This window comes from Rubrobacter taiwanensis, from assembly GCF_004337705.1.
Lineage (GTDB): Bacteria > Actinomycetota > Rubrobacteria > Rubrobacterales > Rubrobacteraceae > Rubrobacter_C > Rubrobacter_C taiwanensis.
On sequence record NZ_SKBU01000038.1, the window covers coordinates 1 to 20,155 of the forward strand.

Here is a 20,155-nt window from a genome sequence, read left to right on the forward strand (position 1 = left end):
CTAGAAGAAGGAAGAGGAGGCTACAGGCCCACGCTCTCCCCTGATGTGGCGTGGAGCTCTAGGGGATACCAACACCGCCCTGAGCTCAGGCGTGCTGAGGCTGAGGAGTTGCCGCAGATGTTTGTGGAGGAGCTTGAAGCGCTGGGGGGGCATGGGGTAAGGGTTGGGAGTCTCGAAGAGGCCAGGGAGTACGTGCTCTCTTTAGCCCGGGAGGTAGGGGCGAAGCTGGTTATAAGGTGGGATGAGCCCTACCTGGAGGAGCTTGGGGCAGATGAGCCGCTAAAGGAGGCTGGGGTAGGAGTATCTGTATGGGGGGAGGGGGAGGATGCAAGGGAGCAGGCAGCCCGCGCCGACATAGGGCTCTCTACGGCCGAGTATGCGGTGGCCGAGACCGGGAGTCTGGTGGTGTGCAGCGGCGTTGGGGCCGGGCGCAGCGTGACGCTTCTGCCGCCGACCTACGTCGCCGTGGTCCCGGCGGGGCGGGTGGTCTCCGGGGTGGCGGATGTGATCCGGGCATACGCCGGGCGGGGTGAGCTACCTTCCGGGCTCTGCTTCCACACCGGCCCCAGCCGCTCGGCAGACATCGAGCAGTCGCTGGCCATAGGGGTGCACGGGCCGGGGGACGTGCACGTGGTGCTGGTGGGGTGAGGGAGGAGCGGGTGAGGCTCGCTGCGGCACTGGGGATACGCGCGGGAGACACGGTCGCCTTCGCCGGTGCCGGCGGCAAGTCCAGCGCCATCGTCCAGATCGCGCAGGAGCTGCGGAAGTCGGGCATGACCGTCATCGCCGCGCCGACCACCAAGATGTTCCTCTCAGAGGCCGAGAAGATCGGACCGCTCGTCGTCTCCGGAGAAGAGGCGGAGCTGGTGCGGGGTGTCAAGGAGGCCCTCGCGGAGTCCGGAACGGCGGTGGCCGGGAGCGAGCTCCTCTCCAAAAAGCGGGTGGGCGGGGTAGCGCCGGAGACGGTAGGGACGCTGGCCGGGCTCGCGGATGTCACGCTCGTCGAGGCCGACGGGGCGCGCCGCCGGCCGCTCAAGGGAACGGCCGAACACGAGCCTGTGCTGCCGGCGGGTGTGACGCTGGTGGTGGCGGTGGGCGGGATCCGGGCGCTCGGCCGGGAGCTAAGCGAGGAGGTAGTGCACCGGCCCGAGGTCTTCTCCGGGCTCACCGGCATCGGGCCCGGGCACACCATCACGCCCGAAGCCTTCGCCCAGGCGCTGGTCCTCGGGTCGCTGCGCAACACGCCGGAGGGGGTGCGCCGGGCGGCGCTCATCACCGGCACGGAGCCGGGCCGGAGCATGTTCGACGCCGCGGTGGTGGCGCGCCAGCTCCGTAGTCTCGGGCTGGAGACCGTCGTCGGCGCGAACCTGCCGGAGGAGGGTCCGGTAGGGGTCTGGGCGCTGTAGGGCCGAAGCGCCGTCCGGTCCGGGTGTGTACCGGACGCAGGCAGCCCGAGGGCCGGAGCTGCCGGAGAAGGCGGCCTGCATCACAGAGCAGCCCGCCCGAGCAGGGCATATAAGTTCTTGACTGAGGAGGTTGCAGGCTTGGCAGTAGAGACGCGGGGGTTCGGCGGGTTGCGGGATGAGATCCGCACCCGCCACGGGGAGAAGATCGTGGAGCTGCGGCGCTCCATCCACCGCGAGCCCGAGCTGGGCTTCGACACCGAGAAGACCGCGCGGAAGGTCATGGCGGCGCTGGACGGCCTGCCGCTGGAGATAGAGACCGGCGTGGCGAAGAACGGCCTCGTAGCCCGGCTGCGGGGCGCGCGGAGCGGTCCGGCGGTCGGCCTGCGGGCGGACATGGACGCCCTCCCGATCCGGGAGGAGACCGGGCTGCCGTTCGCCTCGGAGGTTCCGGGTAAGATGCACGCCTGCGGTCACGACGGTCACACCAGCATGCTGGTCGGAGCGGCGCACGCGCTCTGCGGGCTGCGCGAGAGGCTCCGGGGCGAGGTGAGGTTCCTCTTCCAGCCCGCCGAGGAGGGCGAGGGCGGCGGGCGCGTGATGGTCGAGGAGGGCGCGCTGGACGGACTCTCCGCGGTCTTCGCGCTGCACCTGTGGCCGGACCTGCCGCTCGGCACGGTCGCCACGAAGCCCGGCCCGATCATGGCCGCTGCCGACGGCTTCGAGCTGCGGGTGAGGGGCCGCGGCGGACACGGGGCGATGCCGCACGAGACGGTGGACCCGGTCGTCATCTCGGCCCAGATAGTGAGCGCGCTGCAGACCCTGGTCTCGCGGGAGACGGACCCCGCGGACTCCGTGGTGGTGACGGTCGGCAAGATACACGCCGGTACCGCTTTCAACGTCATCCCGCAGGAGGCGCGCCTCGGCGGCACCGTGCGCACCCTGGCGGACGAGACCCGGCGGCGCATCCCGCGGCGCATCGAGGAGCTGGTCCGCGGCGTCGCCGCGGGCCTGGGCGGCGACGCCGGGCTGGAGTACGAGCTCTCCTACCCGGTGACCGTCAACGACCCGGAGGCGGCGGCGCGGACGCTCCGGGTAGCCGGAGAGCTCTTCGGAGAGAAGCGGGTCATCGAGGCGGAGCGTCCCTCGATGGGAGCGGAGGACTTCGCCTTCATGCTCCAGAAGGTGCCGGGAGCCTACGTCTGGCTCGGCATCCGGGACGAGAAGCATACTTCCAGCGTGCACACCCCCACCTTCGACTTCGACGAGAGCGTGCTCTTCGAAGGCTCGGCGCTGCTGGCGGCTCTCGCTCTGGACCGCCTCTCCTGAAGATGCGGTGTTGACGCGGGACGCCCGCCGGTCTATTCTGACCGCCAGCCGGGGCGACGGGAACCAGGAAGCCGGTGAGAGTCCGGCGCGGTCCCGCCACTGTAACCGGGGAGCGAACCTCGAAGAGCGCCACTGCCCCTGAAGAGGGGTGGGAAGGCCGGGGGGAGCGGAGATCCGGGAGCCAGGAGACTGGGCCGTCGCTCTTCAGAGACCCAAACCGGAGCGAGGACTCCGAAGGAGGTTTTCATGCAGAGGACTCTGGGGGACGCACCCGCCGCGATCTGGCCGGCCCTCGCCGGGCTGCTCCTGCTTGCCTTCGCGGTCCTGTACGACAACGGGCTGCTGCTGGTCCCGCTGCTAGGGGAGGCCGCTCACGCGCAGAACTACCTGCACGCCTTGTTCCATGACGGGCGGCACATGCTCGGCGTTCCCTGCCACTGATCCGGGAAGGGCAGGCGTAACATGTTCTCGGTCTACCTGCGCGCGGGTCTGGCGGCGGGGCTGCTGGCCGGGCTGCTGGCGGGCGCTTTCGCCTTCCTGGCCGGGGAGCCGCTCCTTGAGGAGGCGATCCGGCTCGAAGAGCGGCACGCCCACCACCATCACCCCGAACCCTTCGGCCGGACGGCCCAGAAGGCCGGCCTGATAGCGGCCACCTCCCTGTACGGCCTGGCGGCCGGCGGTGTCTTCGGGCTGCTCTCTGCTTACCTCCGCGGCCGGACGGATCTGCGGGACGGGTGGAGCCGGAGCCTGATCCTCGCCGGGGCCGCCTTCCTAGGAACCTTCCTGCTGCCGTTCCTGAAGTACCCCCCGTACCCGCCGGGCGTGGAGCCCGCGGTCGGTGTTGGGAGCCGCACCCTCTACTACCTGGCGGCGCTGATCCTCTCCTCGCTCGCCATCTTCTTCGCCTGGCGGCTCGCCAAGAGGCTGAGCGACCTCTCCCGCCCGGCCCGGCACCTGGCGGCCGGGGGGTTCTTGGCCGGCTGCTGGGCGCTCCTCTTCTTCCTGCTGCCGGCGGTACCCGCAGCCGGGGAGTTTCCGGCCGGTCTGCTCTGGGACTACCGGCTCTCGGTACTGGGCACCCAGGGGGTGCTCTGGGCCGGGATCGGGGTGCTCTTCGGGCTCCTGGCCCGGCGGGCGGAGAGGAGGGTGGCTTGAGGGGCGCGCTCCTGGTCTGCGGGACCTGCTCGGACGCCGGCAAGAGCGTGGTGGTGGCGGGCATCTGCCGCTGGCTCGCCCGCGAGGGCGTGCGCGTGGCCCCGTTCAAGGCGCAGAACATGGCGCTCAACTCCTTCGTCACAAGGGACGGGGCCGAGATCGGGCGCGCCCAGGCCACGCAGGCCGCAGCGGCGGGCGTCGAGCCGGAGGCGGCGATGAACCCCATCCTGCTCAAGCCCTCCGGCGAGCGGCGCACGCAGGTCGTGGTGATGGGCCGCGTCCGGGGCGAGGCCGGCGCCCGCAGCTACCAGCGAATGAAGCGCGAGCTTCTGCCGGTGGTGCTGGAGGCGCTGCAGGATCTGAGAAGCCGCTTCGAGGTCGTCATCTGCGAGGGGGCCGGAAGCCCGGCCGAGATAAACCTGCGGGCGGCCGACCTGGCGAACATGGGGCTGGCGCGGGCCGCCGGGCTGCCGGTCCTGCTCGTCGGAGATATAGACCGGGGCGGGCTGTTCGCCAGCCTCTACGGGACGCTCGCCCTGCTGAGCCGGGAGGACCAGGCCATGATCGGGGGCTTCCTCGTCAACAAGTTCCGGGGAGATGCGGCGGTGCTGGCCCCGGGGCTGGACCGGATCCGGGCTCTCACCGGCCGGCCCGTGCTGGGGACCCTGCCCTGGGTGCAAGACCTCTGGCTCGACGCGGAGGACTCGCTCGCCCTGGACGCCCCGCGCGCCGGCTCATCACCGGGCCGGGATAGCCTGGAGGTCGCCGTCGTCCGGCTGCGGTGGATAAGCAACTTCACCGACTTCGACGCCCTGGCCGCCGAGCCCGGCGTGAACGTCCGGTTCACCCGCTCCCCGGCGGAGGTCCGGCGCGCGGATCTGGCGATCCTGCCCGGCACCAAGGCGACCGTGGAGGACCTGGAGCTGCTGCGCTCCGGCGAGCTGGACGAGGCGCTGCTGCGGCGCTCGCGCGCCGGGCTGCCCACCCTGGGCATCTGCGGCGGCTACCAGATGCTCGGCGAGCGGATAGTGGACGGCGTGGAGAGCGGGCGGGGCGAGGTTGCGGGCCTCGGGCTCCTGCCGGTCGAGACCCGCTTCGAGCGGGAGAAGAAGCTGGGCCGCCCGGCGGGATGCGCCCCGGAGTTCGGCGGCGCGGAGGTCGCAGGGTACGAGATCCACCACGGCCGGGTGAGCCCGCGCGGCGGAGACCCGCTCTTCGTCGCCGGGGACGGCTCTGCGGAGGGCTGCCGGGTTAATAGCACCTTGGGAACCTCCTGGCACGGTATCTTCGAGTCCGACGAGTTCCGCCGGGCGTTCCTGAGCTGGGTCGCCGGAGAGCGCGGGCGGGAGTGGGTCCCGGGGAACCTCTCGTTCGCCGGGCTGCGGGAGGAGCGGCTGGACCGGCTGGCGGACCTCGTGGCCGGGAACGTGGACACCGGAACCCTCCTGCACCTGATAGAGTACGGGCCGCCGGAGGGGTTGCCGTTCATCCCGCCGGGAGCGCCGGAGGGGAAGGAGGCGGCGTGCTGCTCTTCCTGACCACCGCGGACACCGAGATCCTGGCCGCATCCCGGGCCGTCGAGCGGCTGCCGGAGGGCTTCCCCGGGGTGCGCTGCGCTAACCCCGCGGGCCTGGAGGACACCGGGCGCTTTCTGGAAGAAGCGCTGCCCGGAACGCGGGTCGTGATCGCCCGCCTGCTGGGCGGGCGGCGCGGCTGGGAGGGCTTCGAGGCTCTCCGCCGCCGCTGCGAGGAGCTGGATATACCCCTTATCGCGCTGAGCGGCGAGGCGGAGCCCGACGCCGAGCTCACCGCCGCCTCCACCGCCCCCGCCGGGGTCGTGGCCGAGGCGTTCGAGTACCTGCGGCACGGCGGGGTGGCGAACGTCGCCAACCTGCTGCGCTTCGTGGCCGACTCGCTGCTGCTGGAGGGCTACGGCTTCGAGCCCCCCTCCCCCCTGCCGGAGCTGGGCTTCTACCATCCGGAGCTCCCGGCGGACGGCGATCTCGAAGCGCTGCGGGCGCGGCACGACCCCGCGAAGCCGACCGTGGGGATCGTCTTCTACCGGACGCACCGGATGAGCGGGAACACCGCGTTCGTGGACGGACTCGTCCGGGCGCTGGAGCGCGAGGGGGCGAACGCCCTGCCCCTCTACTGCTACTCGCTGCGCCCGGACGCCGACGGGCGGGTCCCGGCGCTGGAGGCGCTGCGGGGATTGGTGGACGCCCTGATCGTCACCGTGCTCGCCGGAGGAGGATCGAACGCCGCCGACGCCCGGCGGGCCGGCAGCCCCGAGGGCTGGCTGGAGTGGGAGGTCCCGGCGCTGGCGGAGCTGGACGTGCCGGTCGTGCAGGGGATCTGCGCCACCTCACCGCGCGCCGCCTGGGCGGACTCCGACGCCGGGCTCTCGCCGCTGGACACCGCGATGCAGGTGGCGATACCCGAGTTCGACGGCCGCATCATCGGGGTCCCGTTCTCGTTCAAGGAGCGTCTGGAGGGCGGCTCCCGCGTGGGCGCCCCGCTCACGGTCTACCGGCCCGACCCCGAGCGGACCGCGCGGCTCGCCGGGATAGCCGTCCGGCTCGCCCGCCTCCGGCGCGTCCCGAACCGGGAGAAGCGGGTAGCGATCCTGCTCTCCAACTACCCGACCAGGCACTCGCGGGTCGGTAACGCGGTGGGCCTGGACACCCCGGCGAGCGCCGTCCGGCTGCTGCGGGCCCTGAGGGAGTCCGGCTACCGGGTCGACGGGGCTCCGGAGGAAGGCGACGCCCTGATCCGCGCCCTCATAGCCTCCGGCGGGCACGACCCGGAGTTCCTGACAGAAGAGCAGCTCAGAAGCGCCGCCGGGCGGCTGGAAGCCGGGCGCTACGCGGAGTGGTTCGCCCGGCTTCCGGAGGAGCTACGCGCCGCCGTGGAGGAGCACTGGGGGCCGCCGCCCGGCGAGCTCTACGTCGAGAGCGGGGCGCTCGTGGTGGCCGGGATCACGTCCGGCAACGTCTTCGTCGGCATCCAGCCGCCGCGGGGCTTCGGGGAGAACCCGGTCGCCATCTACCACGACCCTGACCTACCCCCCACCCACCACTATCTCGCCGCCTACTGGTGGCTCGCCGAGGAGTTCGGAGCGGACGCCGTAGTCCACCTGGGCAAGCACGGGACGCTGGAGTGGCTTCCGGGCAAGGGGCTCGGTCTCTCAGGCGCCTGCGCCCCGGACGCGGCGCTGCGGGACCTGCCGCTCTTCTACCCGTTCGTGGTCAACGACCCGGGCGAGGGCACGCAGGCCAAGCGGCGGGCGCACGCCGTCATCCTGGACCACCTCATCCCGCCCATGACGCGGGCCGAGACCTACGACACCCTGGCCCGGCTGGAGCAGCTCCTGGACGAGTACTACCAGGTAGAGACGCTGGACCCCTCGAAGCTGCCCGCGATCCGGGTCAGGATCTGGGAGACCCTGCGCGAGGCCGAGCTGCACCGGGACCTGGGCGTGGAGGAGCAGCCGGAGGAGTTCTCGGACTTCCTGAACCACCTGGACGGCTACCTCTGCGAGATCAAAGACCTCCCCATCCGCGGCGGGCTGCACGTGCTGGGCGAGCCCCCCGCCGGGGAGGCGCTGCGGGATCTCGTGGCCCAGATAATGCGCCTGGGGGCCGGGGAGGTGCCGGGCCTGCGGCGGGCGGTCGCCGCGGCGTTCGGCCTGGAGGAGAGGGGTCTCGCGCAGGACGGCGGCGCCCGGGTCAGCGCTCCGGAGGGGCTGGTCTCCCGCTTCCCCGGCCCGGCGGCGACCGCCTCGGACCTGCTGGACCGGCTGGAGGACGCCTCCCGGGCGCTGCTCGAGGAGCTGGCCCGGCACGGCTGGGACGCCGGGGCAGTCCCGGAGGTGTGCGAGGTCGTGCTGGGGGCGTTGGATGAGGGGGTGATCTCCTCCCTCCGGTTCGCCGCGGAAGAGGTGGTTCCGCGCCTCCTGCGGACGCCGGATGAGATCGAGAACCTGCTCAAGGGCCTTCAGGGCGGGTACGTCCCGGCCGGGCCCTCCGGCTCTCCGACGCGCGGGCTCGTCAACGTGCTGCCGACCGGGCGCAACTTCTACTCGGTGGACCCGAAGGCCCTGCCCTCCGAGCTCTCCTGGGAGGTGGGGCGGGAGCTGGCAGAGAGCCTGCTGCGGCGCTACCTGGAGGAAGAGGGCGGCTACCCGGAGAGCGTGGGGATCGTGGTCTGGGGGACGGCGGCGATGCGCACCCAGGGCGACGACATATCCGAGATCCTGGCCCTCCTCGGGGTGCGGCCGGTCTGGAACCGGGAGTCCCGGCGGGTGGAGGGGCTGGAGGTGATCCCGCTCGAAGAGCTGGGCCGCCCCAGGATAGACGTCACGGTGCGCATCAGCGGCTTCTTCCGGGACGCCTTCCCGAACCTCATCTCGCTTATAGACGGGGCGGTCCGGCGGGTGGCGGCGCTGGAGGAGCCCGAAGAGATGAACTTCGTCCGCAAGCACGCCCGCGAGGACGCGGCGGCCGGGGCGGACCCCCGGCGGGCTACGGCCCGCATCTTCGGCTCCAAACCGGGGGCCTACGGGGCCGGCCTCCTGCCGCTCATAGACGCCCGCAACTGGCGCACGGACGCGGACCTGGCCGAGGTCTACGCCGTGTGGGGCGGCTACGCCTACGGCGAGGGGCTGGACGGCGCGGAGGCGCGGGAGGAGCTGGAGCGGAGCTTCCGGCGCGTCCGGGTCGCGGTCAAGAACGTGGACACCCGCGAGCACGACCTCTTCGACTCCGACGACTACTTCCAGTACCACGGGGGCATGATCGCCGCCGTCCGGGCGCTCACCGGCCGGGAGCCCAGGGGATATATCGGGGACTCGGCCGACCCCTCGCGGGTGGGGACGCGGCATCTGAGCGAGGAGGCCCGGCGCGTCTTCCGCTCCCGGGTTGCGAACCCGAAGTGGATCTCGGCCATGCAGCGCCACGGGTACAAGGGGGCCTTCGAGCTCTCGGCGACCGTGGACTATCTCTTCGGCTACGACGCCACCGCCCGGGTGGTGGAGGACTGGATGTACCGCGAGGTGACCCGCAGATACGTCTTCGACCGGGAGGTGAGGGAGTTCATGCAGCGGTCCAACCCCTGGGCGCTGCGGGCGATCTCCGAGCGCCTGCTGGAGGCCGCAGATCGCGGCCTGTGGTCCGAGCCGGCCCCGGAGGATTTGGAAGGGATCAAGCAGACGTACCTGGAGCTGGAGGGCATGCTGGAGGAGGAGCCCGGATGAACAACCCCTACCCGTTCTCGGCCATCGTGGGGCAGGAGGAGCTGAAGCTGGCGCTGCTCCTGAACGCCGTCTCCCCGGAGATCGGGGGGGTCCTGATCCGGGGCGAGAAGGGGACCGCGAAGTCCACCGCCGTGCGCGCCCTCCCCTCCCTCCTGCCGCCCGTGGAGGTCGTGAGCGGGTGCCCGTACTCCTGCGATCCCCACAACCCCGACCCGGACTGCCCGGCGGGCCCCCATCCGGAGGACGCTCCCCGGGAGCGCCGCCCGGTGCGGCTGGTGGAGCTGCCGGTCGGGACGACCCCGGACCGGCTTGCGGGCACGCTGGACCTGGAGCGGGCGCTCGCCGAGGGCGAGCGGGCCTTCGAGCCCGGGTTGCTGGCGGAATCTCACCGCGGCATACTGTACGTGGACGAGGTGAACCTGCTGCCCGACGGGCTGGTGGACCTGCTGCTGGACGTCGCGGCGATGGGCGTGAACCACGTAGAGCGGGAGGGCGTGAGCGTCCGGCACCCCTCCCGCTTCATCCTGGTCGGCACGATGAACCCGGAGGAGGGCGAGCTGAGGCCCCAGCTTTTGGACCGCTTCGGCCTCGCCGTGGAGACCGCCGGCAGCCCGGACCCCGCCGAGCGCTCGGAGATCGTCCGCCGCCGCCTGCGCTACGAGGCGGCCCCTGCGGACTTCGCGCGGGAGTGGTCAGCCCCAGAGGCGGAGCTGGCCCGGCGGGTGCGGGAGGCGCGCGAAGAGCTGCAGCACGTAAGCCTCCCGGAGGAGACCCTGCACCGCATAGCCGCCCTCTGCGCCGGACTCGGGGTGGACGGCCTGCGCGGGGATATAGTGACCGCCAGAACCGCCCGGGCGCTGGCCGCCTGGGAGGGCGTGCGGGAGGTCGCCCCGGAGCACGTGCGCCAGGCGGCGCTCATGGCCCTCTCTCACCGCCGCCGGCGCGGCCCCTTCGAGCAGCCGGGCCTCGAGCCGGAGGAGATAGAGGCGGCCCTCCCCGAAGACGACCCCCCGGACGGCAGCGGAGGGGGACCGTCCGGGGGCGGCCGCCCGCAGAGCTCCGCCGGAGAGCCCTCCGAGAGCCGCACCGGGGGAGGCGAGCGGAGCTACTCCGCCTCCCGTCCCTTCCGGCCGGTCCGGCTGGAGGTGCCGGAGAAGGGCGCGGGCGGTCCCTGGGGGCGCAGGAGCCGGTCTCTCGGAGAGGGCGGGCACCCCGTAGGCTCCCGCCCGGCGGAGAGGCCGCGGGACCTCGCGCCGGCGGCCACCGTGCGGGCCGCGGCTCCCCACCAAGAACGGCGGGGCCGCAAGGGGCCCGGGATCATCCTGAAGCCGGAGGATCTGCGGGAGAAGGTACGCGAGGGCCGGGAAGGGAATTTGATCCTCTTCGTGGTGGACGCCAGCGGCTCGATGGCCGCCCGCCGCCGCATGTCCGCCGTCAAGGGGGCCGCGCTCTCGCTGCTCGCCGACGCCTACCAGCGGCGGGACCGGGTGGGCCTGGTGGCGTTCAGGGGCGAGGAGGCCCGGCTGCTCCTGCCCCCCACCTCCAGCGTCGAGCTGGCCGCCTCCCGCCTAGAAGAGCTCCCCACCGGGGGCCGCACCCCGCTCGCAGCGGGGCTCGAGAAGGCGGCGGAGGTGCTCCGGCTGGAGCGGCTGCGGGACCCGGACCGCCGGCCGCTCCTGGTCGTGCTCACCGACGGCCGGGCGACCTCCGGCCCGGACCCGCGCCAGCCGGCTGCGAAGCTGGCCGCCGCGGGCGTGGCCTCGGTGGTCGTGGACACGGAGGAGGGTGCGCTGCGGCTCGGGCTGGCGTGCGAGCTGGCAGAGGCCCTGGGCGGGCGGTGCCTGCGGCTGGAGGAGCTGGCCGCCTCTCCCCTGGCCCGGGCGGTGAGGGAGAGGAGGCCGGCGTGAGCGAGGCGCGCCCGCCGCGGGAAGAGAGGCTGCGGCAGAGGTCCCGGAGGGAGCGGCCGCTCCTGATCGTCAACACGGGGCACGGCAAGGGCAAGTCCACGGCGGCGTTCGGCATCATGCTGCGCGGCTGGGCCCGCGGCTACCGTATCGGGGTCTACCAGTTCGTGAAGAGCGGCAAGTGGAAGGTGGGCGAGCAGAAGGCGGCCGGAGCTTTAGGCAACATCGACTGGTTCAAGATGGGCGACGGCTGGACGTGGACCGTCCGGGACATCGAGCACTCCGCGGATCTGGCCCGGGAAGGCTGGGAGGAGGTCAAGCGGCGCTTAGAGGCGGAGACCTACGACATGCTGATCCTGGACGAGTTCACCTACCCGATGAAGTTCGGCTGGGTGGAGACGGGAGAGGTGGTCGAGGTGCTGAAGAACAGGCCCGGCTTCCAGCACGTCATCATAACCGGCCGCGACGCGCCGCCGGAGCTCATCGAGGCCGCGGACCTGGTAAGCGAGGTGCGGAAGGTCAAGCACCCCCTCGACGAGGGCTACCGGGGACAGAAGGGGATAGAGTGGTGAGCGTCCCCCGCGTGGTCGTGGCGGGCACCCACTCCGGGGTCGGGAAGACGACCGTGGCGACCGGCCTGATGGCCGCCCTCGCCGCCCGCGGGCTGCGCGTGGCCCCGTTCAAGGCCGGCCCGGACTTCATAGACCCCTCCTACCACGCTCTGGCTACCGGGAGGCCCGGCCGCAACCTGGACGCCTTCCTCAGCGGGGAGGAGCTTGTGGCCCCCCTCTTCATGCACGGGGCCCGGGGGGCGGACGTCGCCGTGATCGAGGGGGTCATGGGCCTGTTCGACGGGAAGAGCGGCGGCGGGGAGCTGGCCTCCACGGCCCAGGTGGCGAAGCTGCTTGGGGCCCCGGTGCTCTTGGTGGTGGACGCCGGGGCGATGGCCCGCTCGGCGGCGGCGGTGGTCCACGGCTACGCCACCTTCGACCGGGAGCTGCGGGTCGCAGGGGTGGTGCTGAACCGGGTGGGCTCGGCGGGGCACGAGAGGATGCTCCGGGAGGCGCTCGCCCCGCTCGGGATACCCGTCCTGGGCGCGCTGCGGCGGGAGCCGGGGATCTCCGCCCCCGACCGACACCTGGGGCTGGTGCCGGTGGCGGAGCGCCCGGAGGAGGCCCGCCGGGCCACGGCCGCGCTGGGGGAGATCGTCCGCCGGGAGCTGGACCTGGAGGGCGCGCTGCGTCTGGCCCGCTCCGCCGGGCCGCTGCGCGCGGAGGCCTGGGAGCCGGGGGAGGCTCTGGAGGCGGGGCCTCCGGCGCGGGTCGCGGTCGCCGGGGGGGCGGCCTTCAGCTTCCTCTACCCGGAGAACCTGGAGCTCATGGAGGCGGCAGGAGCCGAGGTCCTGCGCTTCGACCCCACCCTCGATACCGCCCTCCCGGAGGGTGCGGACGCCCTCTACCTGGGCGGCGGGTTCCCCGAGACCTACGCCGGCGAGCTGGCGGCGAACGAGCCCCTGAAGCGGGAGGTGCGCAAGTTCGCTTGCGGCGGGCGTCCCGTGGTGGCCGAGTGCGGCGGGCTGCTCTACCTCTGCCGGGAGCTGGACGGGGCGGCGATGTGCGGCGTCCTGGAGGCCCGGGCCCGGATGACGGAGCGCCTCACCCTGGGCTACCGGGAGGCCCGGGCCGCAACGCCTTCGGTCCTGGCCGCGGCGGGCGGGCAGGTGCGCGGTCACGAGTTCCACTACTCCGCCGTCGAGCCCGGCTGCGGCGCGCGCCCGGCCTGGGAGTTTCCGGAGACCGGGCGCGCCGAGGGCTTCGTCTCCGGCGGGGTGCACGCGAGCTACCTGCACACCCACTGGGCGGCCTTCCCGGAGCTCCCCCGGCGCCTGGTGCGCGCGGCCGCGGGGGTGCGGGTGTGAGCGGGATCTTGATCGGGGTCGGCGTCGGGCCCGGCGATCCGGAGCTCATCACGCTCAAGGGCCTCAGGGCGCTGCGGGAGGCGCGCGCGGTCTTCGTCCCGGTCGGGGATGCGGGCGAGGCGGGCCGGGCCGAGGCCATCGTGCGCCACCACGTGCCGCCGGAGCGGATCCGGCGCCTCGTCTTCGCCCTCTCCGGAGACGCCGCAGCGCGCCGCCTCAACTGGGAGCGCGCCGCGCGCGAGGCGGCCGGGGCGCTGGAGCGGGGCGGGGCATACGCCTTCGCGACGCTCGGCGACCCGAACTTCTACTCCACGTTCACCTACCTGGCCCGGCGGTTGAGGCAGGTTCTGCCCGAAGCCCGGGTGCAGACCGTACCCGGTGTGACGGCGATGCAGGATCTGGCCTCCAGGAGCGGGACGGTGCTGGTCGAGGGGGAGGAGCGGCTGGCCCTGCTGCCCTTCACCGCCGGAAGAGAGCGGCTGCGGGAGGCGCTGGAGGGCTTCGAGAGCGTGATCTGCTACAAGGGCGGCGGGCGTCTGGCAGAGGTGCTGGAGGTCGCCCGGGCGGCGGGCCGCCTGCAGGACGCCGTCTACGGCGCGCGGCTGGGCTTGCCGGGGGAGGAGATCCGGCCGGCCCGGGAGATGGCGGGGCGGGAGGGTCCCTACCTCTCCACCGTCATATTCACCTCCGGAGGCGGCCGTGAGCGGTAAGGTGTGGTTCGTCGGGGCCGGGCCGGGCGCGGAGGACCTGCTGACCCTCCGGGGGGCGCGCGTCCTCTCGGAGGCCGACGTGGTGGTGTGGGCGGCGAGCCTGGTCAACCGGGAGGTTCTGCGCCACGTCCGGCCGGGGGCCGAGATCGTGGAGTCCAGCGGCCTCCCGCTGGAGCGGATGCGCGGGATCTACGCGCGCGCCGCGCGCGAGGGGCTGGCGGTCGCCCGGGTGCACTCCGGCGACCCCGGCCTCTACGGGGCCGTGCAGGAGCAGATAGAGCTCTGCGAAGAGCTGGGGCTGGAATGGGAGATGGTGCCCGGCGTCTCCTCGTTGGGGGCCGCGGCGGCGGCTCTGGGGAGGGAGCTGACGGTGCCGGAGATCTCGCAGTCGGTGATCCTGACCCGGCGGGCGCACCGGACCCCGATGCCGGAGGGCGAGAGCATAGCGGGCTTCGCCGCGCACGGGACCACGATGGCCATCTTCCTCTCGGCGGCGCGGCCGCGGGAGCTGCAGCGGGAGCTGCTGGAGGGCGGCTACGGCCCCGACACGCCCTGCGCGGTCGTCTACCGGGCGAGCTGGCCGGACGAGGCCGTGATCCGCTGCCGGCTTAAGGAGCTGGCCCGGAGCATCCGGGAGGCCGGGATCACCAGGACGGCGCTCATACTGGTCGGTCCCGCCCTCGGTGCTGGAGGCACCCGCTCGCACCTCTACAGCCCCCACTTCAGCCACAGCTACCGGCGGGCCGAAAAGGGGGGCGATGGACCGGCGTAAGGTCCGGGAGCCCTCCATGCCGCCCAGCATGCAGCGCGTGCGGGGCAAGAGGCTGCGCACCGGCTGGACCACCGGGACCTGCGCCGCAGCAGCCGCCAAGGCCGCCGCCCGCGCGCTGCTCACCGGCGAAGTGCAGGAGCGGGTGGACGTGCGGCTCCCGCGCAAGGGAGAGGAGCGGCGGGTCGAGTTCGCGGTCGAACGGTGCGAGCTGGGCGAGGGCTGGGCCGAGGCCGTAGTGGTCAAGGACGCCGGGGACGACCCGGACGTGACCGACGGGGCGCACCTCACCGCCCGGGTCTCCTGGCGGGACGAGCCGGGACTCGCGCTGGAGCGGGGCGAAGGAGTGGGCGTGGTAACCCGGCCCGGGCTGGGGCTTCAGGTGGGGGCACCCGCCATAAACCCGGTGCCGCGGAAAATGATCTCCTACTCCGTCGCCGAGGTCCTGGACCCGGAGGAGCGGGGCCTGCTGGTCGAGATAAGCGTGCCGGGCGGCGAGAAGATGGCCGAGAAGACCACCAACGCCCGCCTGGGGATTCTGGGCGGCATCTCCATCCTGGGCACGACCGGCATCGTCCGGCCCTTCTCCACCGCCGCCTGGCGGGCCAGCGTGGGGCAGGCCGTGGACGTGATGGCCGCCCAGGGCATAAAGACCTTCGTCCTCAGCACCGGCGGGCTTACGGAGAGGGCCGCGATGCGCCTGCTGCCCGATCTGGAGGAGGTCTGCTTCATCGAGGTCGGGGACTTCACCGGCTACGCCCTGAAGCGGGCCGCGAAGCAGGGCCTCCGGCGCGGCTTCTTCGTCGGGATGGCGGGCAAGCTGACCAAGCTCGCCGCCGGGGTCATGATGACCCACTGGACCCGCTCGAAGGTGGACAACGAGCTTCTGGCCGGGATCACGCGCCAGGCCGGGGGTCCGCCCGGCCTGGTGGAGGAGGTGCGCGGGGCCAACACCGCCCGCCACGCCTACGAGCTGTGGCGGGCCGCGGGGCTGGAGCGGGCCCCGCACATCCTCTGCACCCTGGCGGCGGAGAGCCTTACCGAGTTCGTCGAGGGGCGGCTGGAGATCCACGCCATCATGGTGGACTTCGACACGCTGGAGCCCGCAGGAGCCAGCCCGGGCGCTCTGGAGCTAACCGCCTGGAGGGACCCTTCTTGAGCCGGATCTCGGTCATCGGGCTGGACGGCTCGCCGCTCCGGGAGGAGGCCCGGAGTGCGCTGAAGGAGGCGGCGCTCGTGGCCGGCGGGCGGCGGCACCTGGAGGCCGCGGGCGTCGACCCCTCCCGTTCGGTGGAGCTGCGGGGCGACCTCTCGGAGGCGCTGGCGAAGCTGGAGTCCTCCGAAGGGCCGGTAGCCGTTCTGGCCTCCGGCGATCCGGGCTTCTTCGGTATCGTGCGGCTGCTCTCGGAGCGCTTCGGACGGGAGCGTTTGTGCGTGATCCCGGGCGTCTCCTCCGTCGCGCTTGCCTTCGCGCGCGCCGGACTCCCCTGGGACGACGCGCTGGTGGTCAGCGCCCACGGCCGGGAGCCCCGCCGGGCCCTGAACGCCTGCCGGGCGCACCCCAAGGTAGCGGTGCTCACCGCCCCGGGCTTCGGACCGGCGGAGCTCGGCCGGGAGCTGGCCGGCCTTGAGCGCATCTTCCTGGTCGCCGAGCGGCTGGGAGAGCCGGATGAGCGCCTCTTCTGCGGCGACGCGGCGGCGCTGGCGGGCGAAGAGTGGCGCGACCCGAACGTGGTGCTGGTCCTGGACGGGCGGCGGCCCGCGACACAGAAGGGCTGGGCCTGGCCCCGGCCGCCGGGCGGCGGGTGGGCGCTCCCAGAAGAAGAGTTCGAGCACCGGGCGGGCATGATCACGCGCTCCGAGGTGCGGGCCCTCGTGCTGGCCCGGCTCGGCCCGCGGGTGGGAGACCTCGTCTGGGACGTCGGCGCGGGCAGCGGGTCCGTGGCGGTGGAGTGCGCCCGGCTCGGGGCCGCGGCCGTCGCCGTAGAGCGGGAGGGGGCGAGCGCCGCCCGCATCCGGCAGAACGCCGCCCGCCACGGGGTCTGCCTGCAGGTGGTGGAAGGCGAGGCCCCGGAGGCGCTGAGCCATCTGCCGGAGCCCGATGCGGTCTTCGTGGGGGGCACGGGTGGCGCCTTCGAGGAGATCCTGAGGACGAGCGCCGCGCGCGCCCGCCGCTCGGTCGTGCTGACCCTCATCTCGCTGGAGCGGGTGGTCCCGGCCGGCGAGATCCTGGCAGAATGCGGGCTGGAGGTGGAGACGGCGCTGATGCAGACCGCCCGGCTGCGCGGGGTGGGCGCATGGCACCGCCTGGCGGCGGAGAACCCGACCTTCGTGGTGTGCGGGAGGCGGCCGTGCTAGGGCTCGTCGCCGCGACTGCGAACGGCCGCCGGCTGGCCTCTCACCTCGCCGCCGCCTGGGAGGACGCCCGGCTCTACGAGGGAGGGCCGAAGGAGGCCCTGCCCCGGGCCTGGGAGGAGTGCGGGGGAATAGTCCTCTTCCTCGCGGCGGGGGCGGCGGTGCGCCTGCTCGCCCCCCTGCTCCGGGACAAGCGCACCGATCCCGGCGTGGTCTGCGTGGATGACGCCGGGCGCTTCGCGGTTCCGCTGGCCGGCGGGCACGGCGGCGGGGCCAACGCCCTGGCCCGGCGGGTGGCCGCGACCCTGGGGGCCGAGCCCGTCATCACCACGGCGAGCGACGCCCTGAACCTCCCCGGCCTGGACGCTCTGGGCCGGGAGCTGGGCTTCCGGCTTGAGGAGGACTCGGATCTGGCCGCGGTGGGCGCGGCGCTTCTCTCCGGGGAGCGCGTCAACCTGGTTTGCGACCGGCGGTGGCCGCTGGGCCCGCTGCCGGAGAACGTGGCGCCCTCCGGGGAGCTGGAGCCGCCCCTGATCCTCATCTCCGACCGGACCGTCCCGGTCCCGCGCCCGGCGGCCGTCTACCGCCCTCCCACCCTGCTCGCGGGCGTGGGCTCAAGCCGCGGAGCGGGGGCGGAGGAGATCCTAAAGCTGCTGGAACGCTCGCTCGCGGAGGCCGGGCTCTCGCCGCGGAGCCTCGCGGCGCTCGCCACGGTGGATCTGAAGGCCGGGGAGGAGGGTCTCCTGCGGGCGGCGGAGGCTCTGGAGGTGCCGCTCCGGTTCTACCCGGCGGAGGAGCTGGCCGGACTGGAGGTCCCCAACCCCTCCGAGGAGGTCCGGCGGGCCGTCGGGACCCCGAGCGTGGCCGAGGCCGCGGTCCTGGCCTCCGGGGCCCGCCTCGTCCTGCAGAAACGGAAGTCGCAGAACGCCACGGTCGCGCTCGGGCGGCTGCCGGTGCGGGGGAGGCTGTACCTGATCGGGCTGGGACCGGGAGACGAGAGCCTCATCCCCCCGCTCGCCCGAAACGCGCTCGCCAGAGCGGAGGTGGTGGTGGGGCTGGAGCAGTACGTGCGGCGCGTCCGGCACCTGCTGCGGCCGGGGACCCGCGTTCTCACCCCGCCGCTGGGCCAGGAGCTGCAGAGGGCCGAGTTGGCGCTGGCGGAGGCCCGGGCCGGCGGCAGCGCCGCGCTGGTGAGCGGCGGCGATGCGGGGGTGTACGGCATGGCCTCCCCGGCGCTGGAGCGGGAGAGAGGAGAGGTGGAGGTCACGGTCGTCCCGGGCATCACCGCCGCCCAGGCCGCGGCCGCCCTGCTGGGATCGCCGCTGGGCCACGACCACTGCTCCATCAGCCTCTCGGACCTGCTGACCCCCTGGGAGACGATCCGGGAGCGGATTCTCTGCGCCGCCCGGGGGGACTTCGTGATCTCGCTCTACAACCCGCGCTCGAAGGGCCGCGACCGGCAGCTCGCGGAGGTGCGCCGGCTGCTGCTTGCGCACCGCGACCCCGAGACGCCGGTAGGGATCGTCACCGATGCCTACCGGCCGGAAGAGCGGGTAACCCTGACGGATTTGGCCTCCCTGCCGGTGGAGGAGGTCGGTATGCGCTCGATCGTGATCGTCGGCAGCTCCCGGACGCGCGTGGTGGCGGGCCGGATGGTCACGCCGAGGGGGTACGAAGGATGAGGGTCTTCGCCGTCACGGAGCTGTGCGCGGGCTGCGGAGCCTGCCTGATCACGTGCCCGGAGCGGGCGATCCGGCCCGCCCCGGAGGACCACCCCGCGCCGCTGGTGGTGCTGGAGGAACGCTGCACGGCCTGCGCCGAGTGCGCCGAGGTGTGTCCGGCCGGGGCCTGCGTCGAGATCTCCGGGGAGGAGGATTGAGGGAGGCGCACCCCATAGAGCGCGAGAGCTACAGGATACTGCGCGAGCTCGTGGACCTCTCCCACCTCCCCCCCCTCGCGCGCGCCGTGACCGAGCGCGTGATCCACGCCTCGGCGGACCTGGAGTACGCCCGCGACCTGGTCCTGAACGAGGACGCCCTGCGCGGCGGCCTCGACGCCCTGCACCGGGGAGCGCCCATCGTGGCCGACGTCCAGACCGTCGCATCGGCTATTACATCCCGCCGAACGCTCTGCTTCGTGGCCGATCCCCGCGCCCGGGCTCTCGCCAAAAGATCCGGCACCACGCGCTCGGCCGCCGGCTTCCGCCTCGCCGCCGCCACGACCGGGCCCGGAGCGGTCTGGGTTGTGGGCAACGCCCCCACCGCACTCTTCGAGCTCCTGCGGCTCGAAGTCCGGCCCGCTCTGGTCATCGGGCTGCCGGTGGGATTCGTGGGAGCTTCTGAGGCTAAACGGGCGCTACTTGCGAGCGGCCTGCCCGCCCTCGCCAACCGCGGCCCGAAAGGGGGCTCGGCGGTCGCCGCCGCAGCGCTGAACGCCTTGCTGTACTATCGGAAGGAGGATTAGTAGACGCATGAGCCAGGAGAACGGACGCCCCGCCCTCCTGCTGGCCGGCCACGGCAGCCGGGACCCCCGGGGAGCCCGCGAGTTTCACGCGCTCCTAGAGCTGGTGCGGGCCCGGGCCCCGGACCTAGCCGTCGAGGGCGGGTTTATCGAGCTGTCCCCGCCGCCCATCTCCGAGGCCGTAAACCGCCTGGCAGACCGGGGAGCGCGGGAGATCGCGGCCGTCCCCCTCATGCTGCTCGCCGCCGGCCACGCCAAGAACGACATCCCCGCAACGCTGGTGCGCGAGGGGCTCAGGCACCCCGGCCTCAGGTTCCGCTACGGCCGGGCGCTCGGCGTCCGCCCCGAGCTGCTCGCGCTGATGGACGAGAGGATCTCGGCCACCGTCCCGGCGGAACAGAGAGATGAGACGGCGGTGCTCGTCGTGGGCCGCGGCTCCTCGGACCCCGACGCCAACTCCGACCTGGCCAAGATCGCGCGCCTCTTCTACGAAGGCCGGCCCTACCCGATCGTGGAGAGCGCCTACGTCAGCCTCGCGCCCCCGAACGTCCCCGAAGGGCTGGAGCGCTGCCGCCGGCTCGGCGCCCGCCGCGTGGCGGTCTTCTCCTACTTCCTCTTCACCGGCGTCCTGGAGGAGCGCATCCGGGATCAGAGCCGGGAGTTCGCCCACACTCACCCTGAAGTAGAAGTCCATTATGCAGGGTACCTGGGGGCCTCCGGGCCGGTCGCAGATCTGGTCCTGGAGCGCTACCGGGAGGCGGTCGAGGGCGACATCCGGATGAACTGCGATGTCTGCGTGCACCGGGTGGCGCTGCCGGGCTTCGAGGAGAAGGTGGGAGCGCCCGCCACCCCGCACTACCACCCGGACGAGCCGGGGCACCATCACCATCACTAGGAG

General features: G+C 73.2%; 18 protein-coding genes and 1 riboswitch. All 18 genes read left to right on the top strand.

What is annotated here, in order from left to right; all coding sequences use genetic code 11:
- Positions 1-117: 117 nt before the first annotated feature.
- Positions 118-648 carry a LutC/YkgG family protein gene (locus tag E0L93_RS14450; protein WP_243638260.1) on the top strand — a complete coding sequence of 177 codons (531 nt, stop codon included), beginning with the start codon at positions 118-120 and terminating at the stop codon, positions 646-648.
- A gap of 11 nt (positions 649-659) precedes the next feature.
- Positions 660-1,406 (top strand): selenium cofactor biosynthesis protein YqeC, encoded by a 747-nt coding sequence (gene yqeC / locus E0L93_RS14455; RefSeq protein WP_165874398.1) that lies wholly within the window; start codon positions 660-662, stop codon positions 1,404-1,406.
- 138 nt (positions 1,407-1,544) lie between these two features.
- On the top strand, positions 1,545-2,732 hold the full coding sequence (locus E0L93_RS14460; RefSeq protein ID WP_207890534.1) for a M20 metallopeptidase family protein: 1,188 nt from the start codon (positions 1,545-1,547) through the stop codon (positions 2,730-2,732).
- 29 nt (positions 2,733-2,761) lie between these two features.
- Positions 2,762-2,944, top strand: a riboswitch (cobalamin riboswitch).
- A 34-nt stretch (positions 2,945-2,978) separates the two neighbouring features.
- Positions 2,979-3,173 (top strand): CbtB-domain containing protein, encoded by a 195-nt coding sequence (locus E0L93_RS14465; protein WP_132692789.1) that lies wholly within the window; start codon positions 2,979-2,981, stop codon positions 3,171-3,173.
- Positions 3,174-3,194: 21 nt separating this feature from the next.
- A complete protein-coding gene (locus E0L93_RS14470; RefSeq protein ID WP_132692790.1) occupies positions 3,195-3,887 on the top strand; it encodes a CbtA family protein in 693 nt (230 codons plus the stop codon).
- Positions 3,884-5,425 carry a cobyric acid synthase gene (locus tag E0L93_RS14475; protein WP_132692791.1) on the top strand — a complete coding sequence of 514 codons (1,542 nt, stop codon included), beginning with the start codon at positions 3,884-3,886 and terminating at the stop codon, positions 5,423-5,425. Before E0L93_RS14470 ends, E0L93_RS14475 begins: the two co-directional genes overlap by 4 nt.
- Complete coding sequence (gene cobN, locus E0L93_RS14480) at positions 5,410-9,141, top strand: cobaltochelatase subunit CobN (protein WP_207890535.1); 3,732 nt, start codon at positions 5,410-5,412, stop codon at positions 9,139-9,141. Before E0L93_RS14475 ends, cobN begins: the two co-directional genes overlap by 16 nt.
- Positions 9,138-11,048, top strand: coding sequence for a putative cobaltochelatase (locus tag E0L93_RS14485; protein ID WP_132692792.1), 1,911 nt, complete (start codon positions 9,138-9,140; stop codon positions 11,046-11,048). Before cobN ends, E0L93_RS14485 begins: the two co-directional genes overlap by 4 nt.
- Positions 11,045-11,617, top strand: coding sequence for a cob(I)yrinic acid a,c-diamide adenosyltransferase (gene cobO / locus E0L93_RS14490; RefSeq protein ID WP_132692793.1), 573 nt, complete (start codon positions 11,045-11,047; stop codon positions 11,615-11,617). The genes E0L93_RS14485 and cobO overlap by 4 nt, the downstream gene beginning before the upstream one ends.
- Complete coding sequence (locus tag E0L93_RS14495; RefSeq protein WP_132692794.1) at positions 11,611-12,963, top strand: cobyrinic acid a,c-diamide synthase CobB; 1,353 nt, start codon at positions 11,611-11,613, stop codon at positions 12,961-12,963. The genes cobO and E0L93_RS14495 overlap by 7 nt, the downstream gene beginning before the upstream one ends.
- Positions 12,960-13,673 (top strand): precorrin-2 C(20)-methyltransferase, encoded by a 714-nt coding sequence (gene cobI / locus E0L93_RS14500; RefSeq protein WP_132692795.1) that lies wholly within the window; start codon positions 12,960-12,962, stop codon positions 13,671-13,673. Before E0L93_RS14495 ends, cobI begins: the two co-directional genes overlap by 4 nt.
- On the top strand, positions 13,663-14,445 hold the full coding sequence (cobM, locus tag E0L93_RS14505) for a precorrin-4 C(11)-methyltransferase (protein WP_132692796.1): 783 nt from the start codon (positions 13,663-13,665) through the stop codon (positions 14,443-14,445). The genes cobI and cobM overlap by 11 nt, the downstream gene beginning before the upstream one ends.
- Positions 14,432-15,601, top strand: a complete 1,170-nt coding sequence (locus E0L93_RS14510) for a cobalt-precorrin-5B (C(1))-methyltransferase (protein WP_132692797.1) — start codon at positions 14,432-14,434, stop codon at positions 15,599-15,601. The genes cobM and E0L93_RS14510 overlap by 14 nt, the downstream gene beginning before the upstream one ends.
- Positions 15,598-16,800, top strand: a complete 1,203-nt coding sequence (cbiE, locus tag E0L93_RS14515; RefSeq protein WP_243638256.1) for a precorrin-6y C5,15-methyltransferase (decarboxylating) subunit CbiE — start codon at positions 15,598-15,600, stop codon at positions 16,798-16,800. Before E0L93_RS14510 ends, cbiE begins: the two co-directional genes overlap by 4 nt.
- Positions 16,794-18,479, top strand: coding sequence for a precorrin-3B C(17)-methyltransferase (gene cobJ / locus E0L93_RS14520; RefSeq protein ID WP_132692798.1), 1,686 nt, complete (start codon positions 16,794-16,796; stop codon positions 18,477-18,479). The genes cbiE and cobJ overlap by 7 nt, the downstream gene beginning before the upstream one ends.
- Positions 18,476-18,676, top strand: a complete 201-nt coding sequence (locus tag E0L93_RS14525; RefSeq protein ID WP_132692799.1) for a 4Fe-4S dicluster domain-containing protein — start codon at positions 18,476-18,478, stop codon at positions 18,674-18,676. The genes cobJ and E0L93_RS14525 overlap by 4 nt, the downstream gene beginning before the upstream one ends.
- Entirely contained in the window at positions 18,673-19,260 is a 588-nt protein-coding gene (locus E0L93_RS14530; protein ID WP_132692800.1) for a precorrin-8X methylmutase, read from the top strand. Before E0L93_RS14525 ends, E0L93_RS14530 begins: the two co-directional genes overlap by 4 nt.
- A 7-nt stretch (positions 19,261-19,267) precedes the next feature.
- Entirely contained in the window at positions 19,268-20,152 is an 885-nt protein-coding gene (locus E0L93_RS14535) for a sirohydrochlorin chelatase (protein ID WP_132692801.1), read from the top strand.
- The last annotated feature ends 3 nt before the right edge of the window (positions 20,153-20,155 follow it).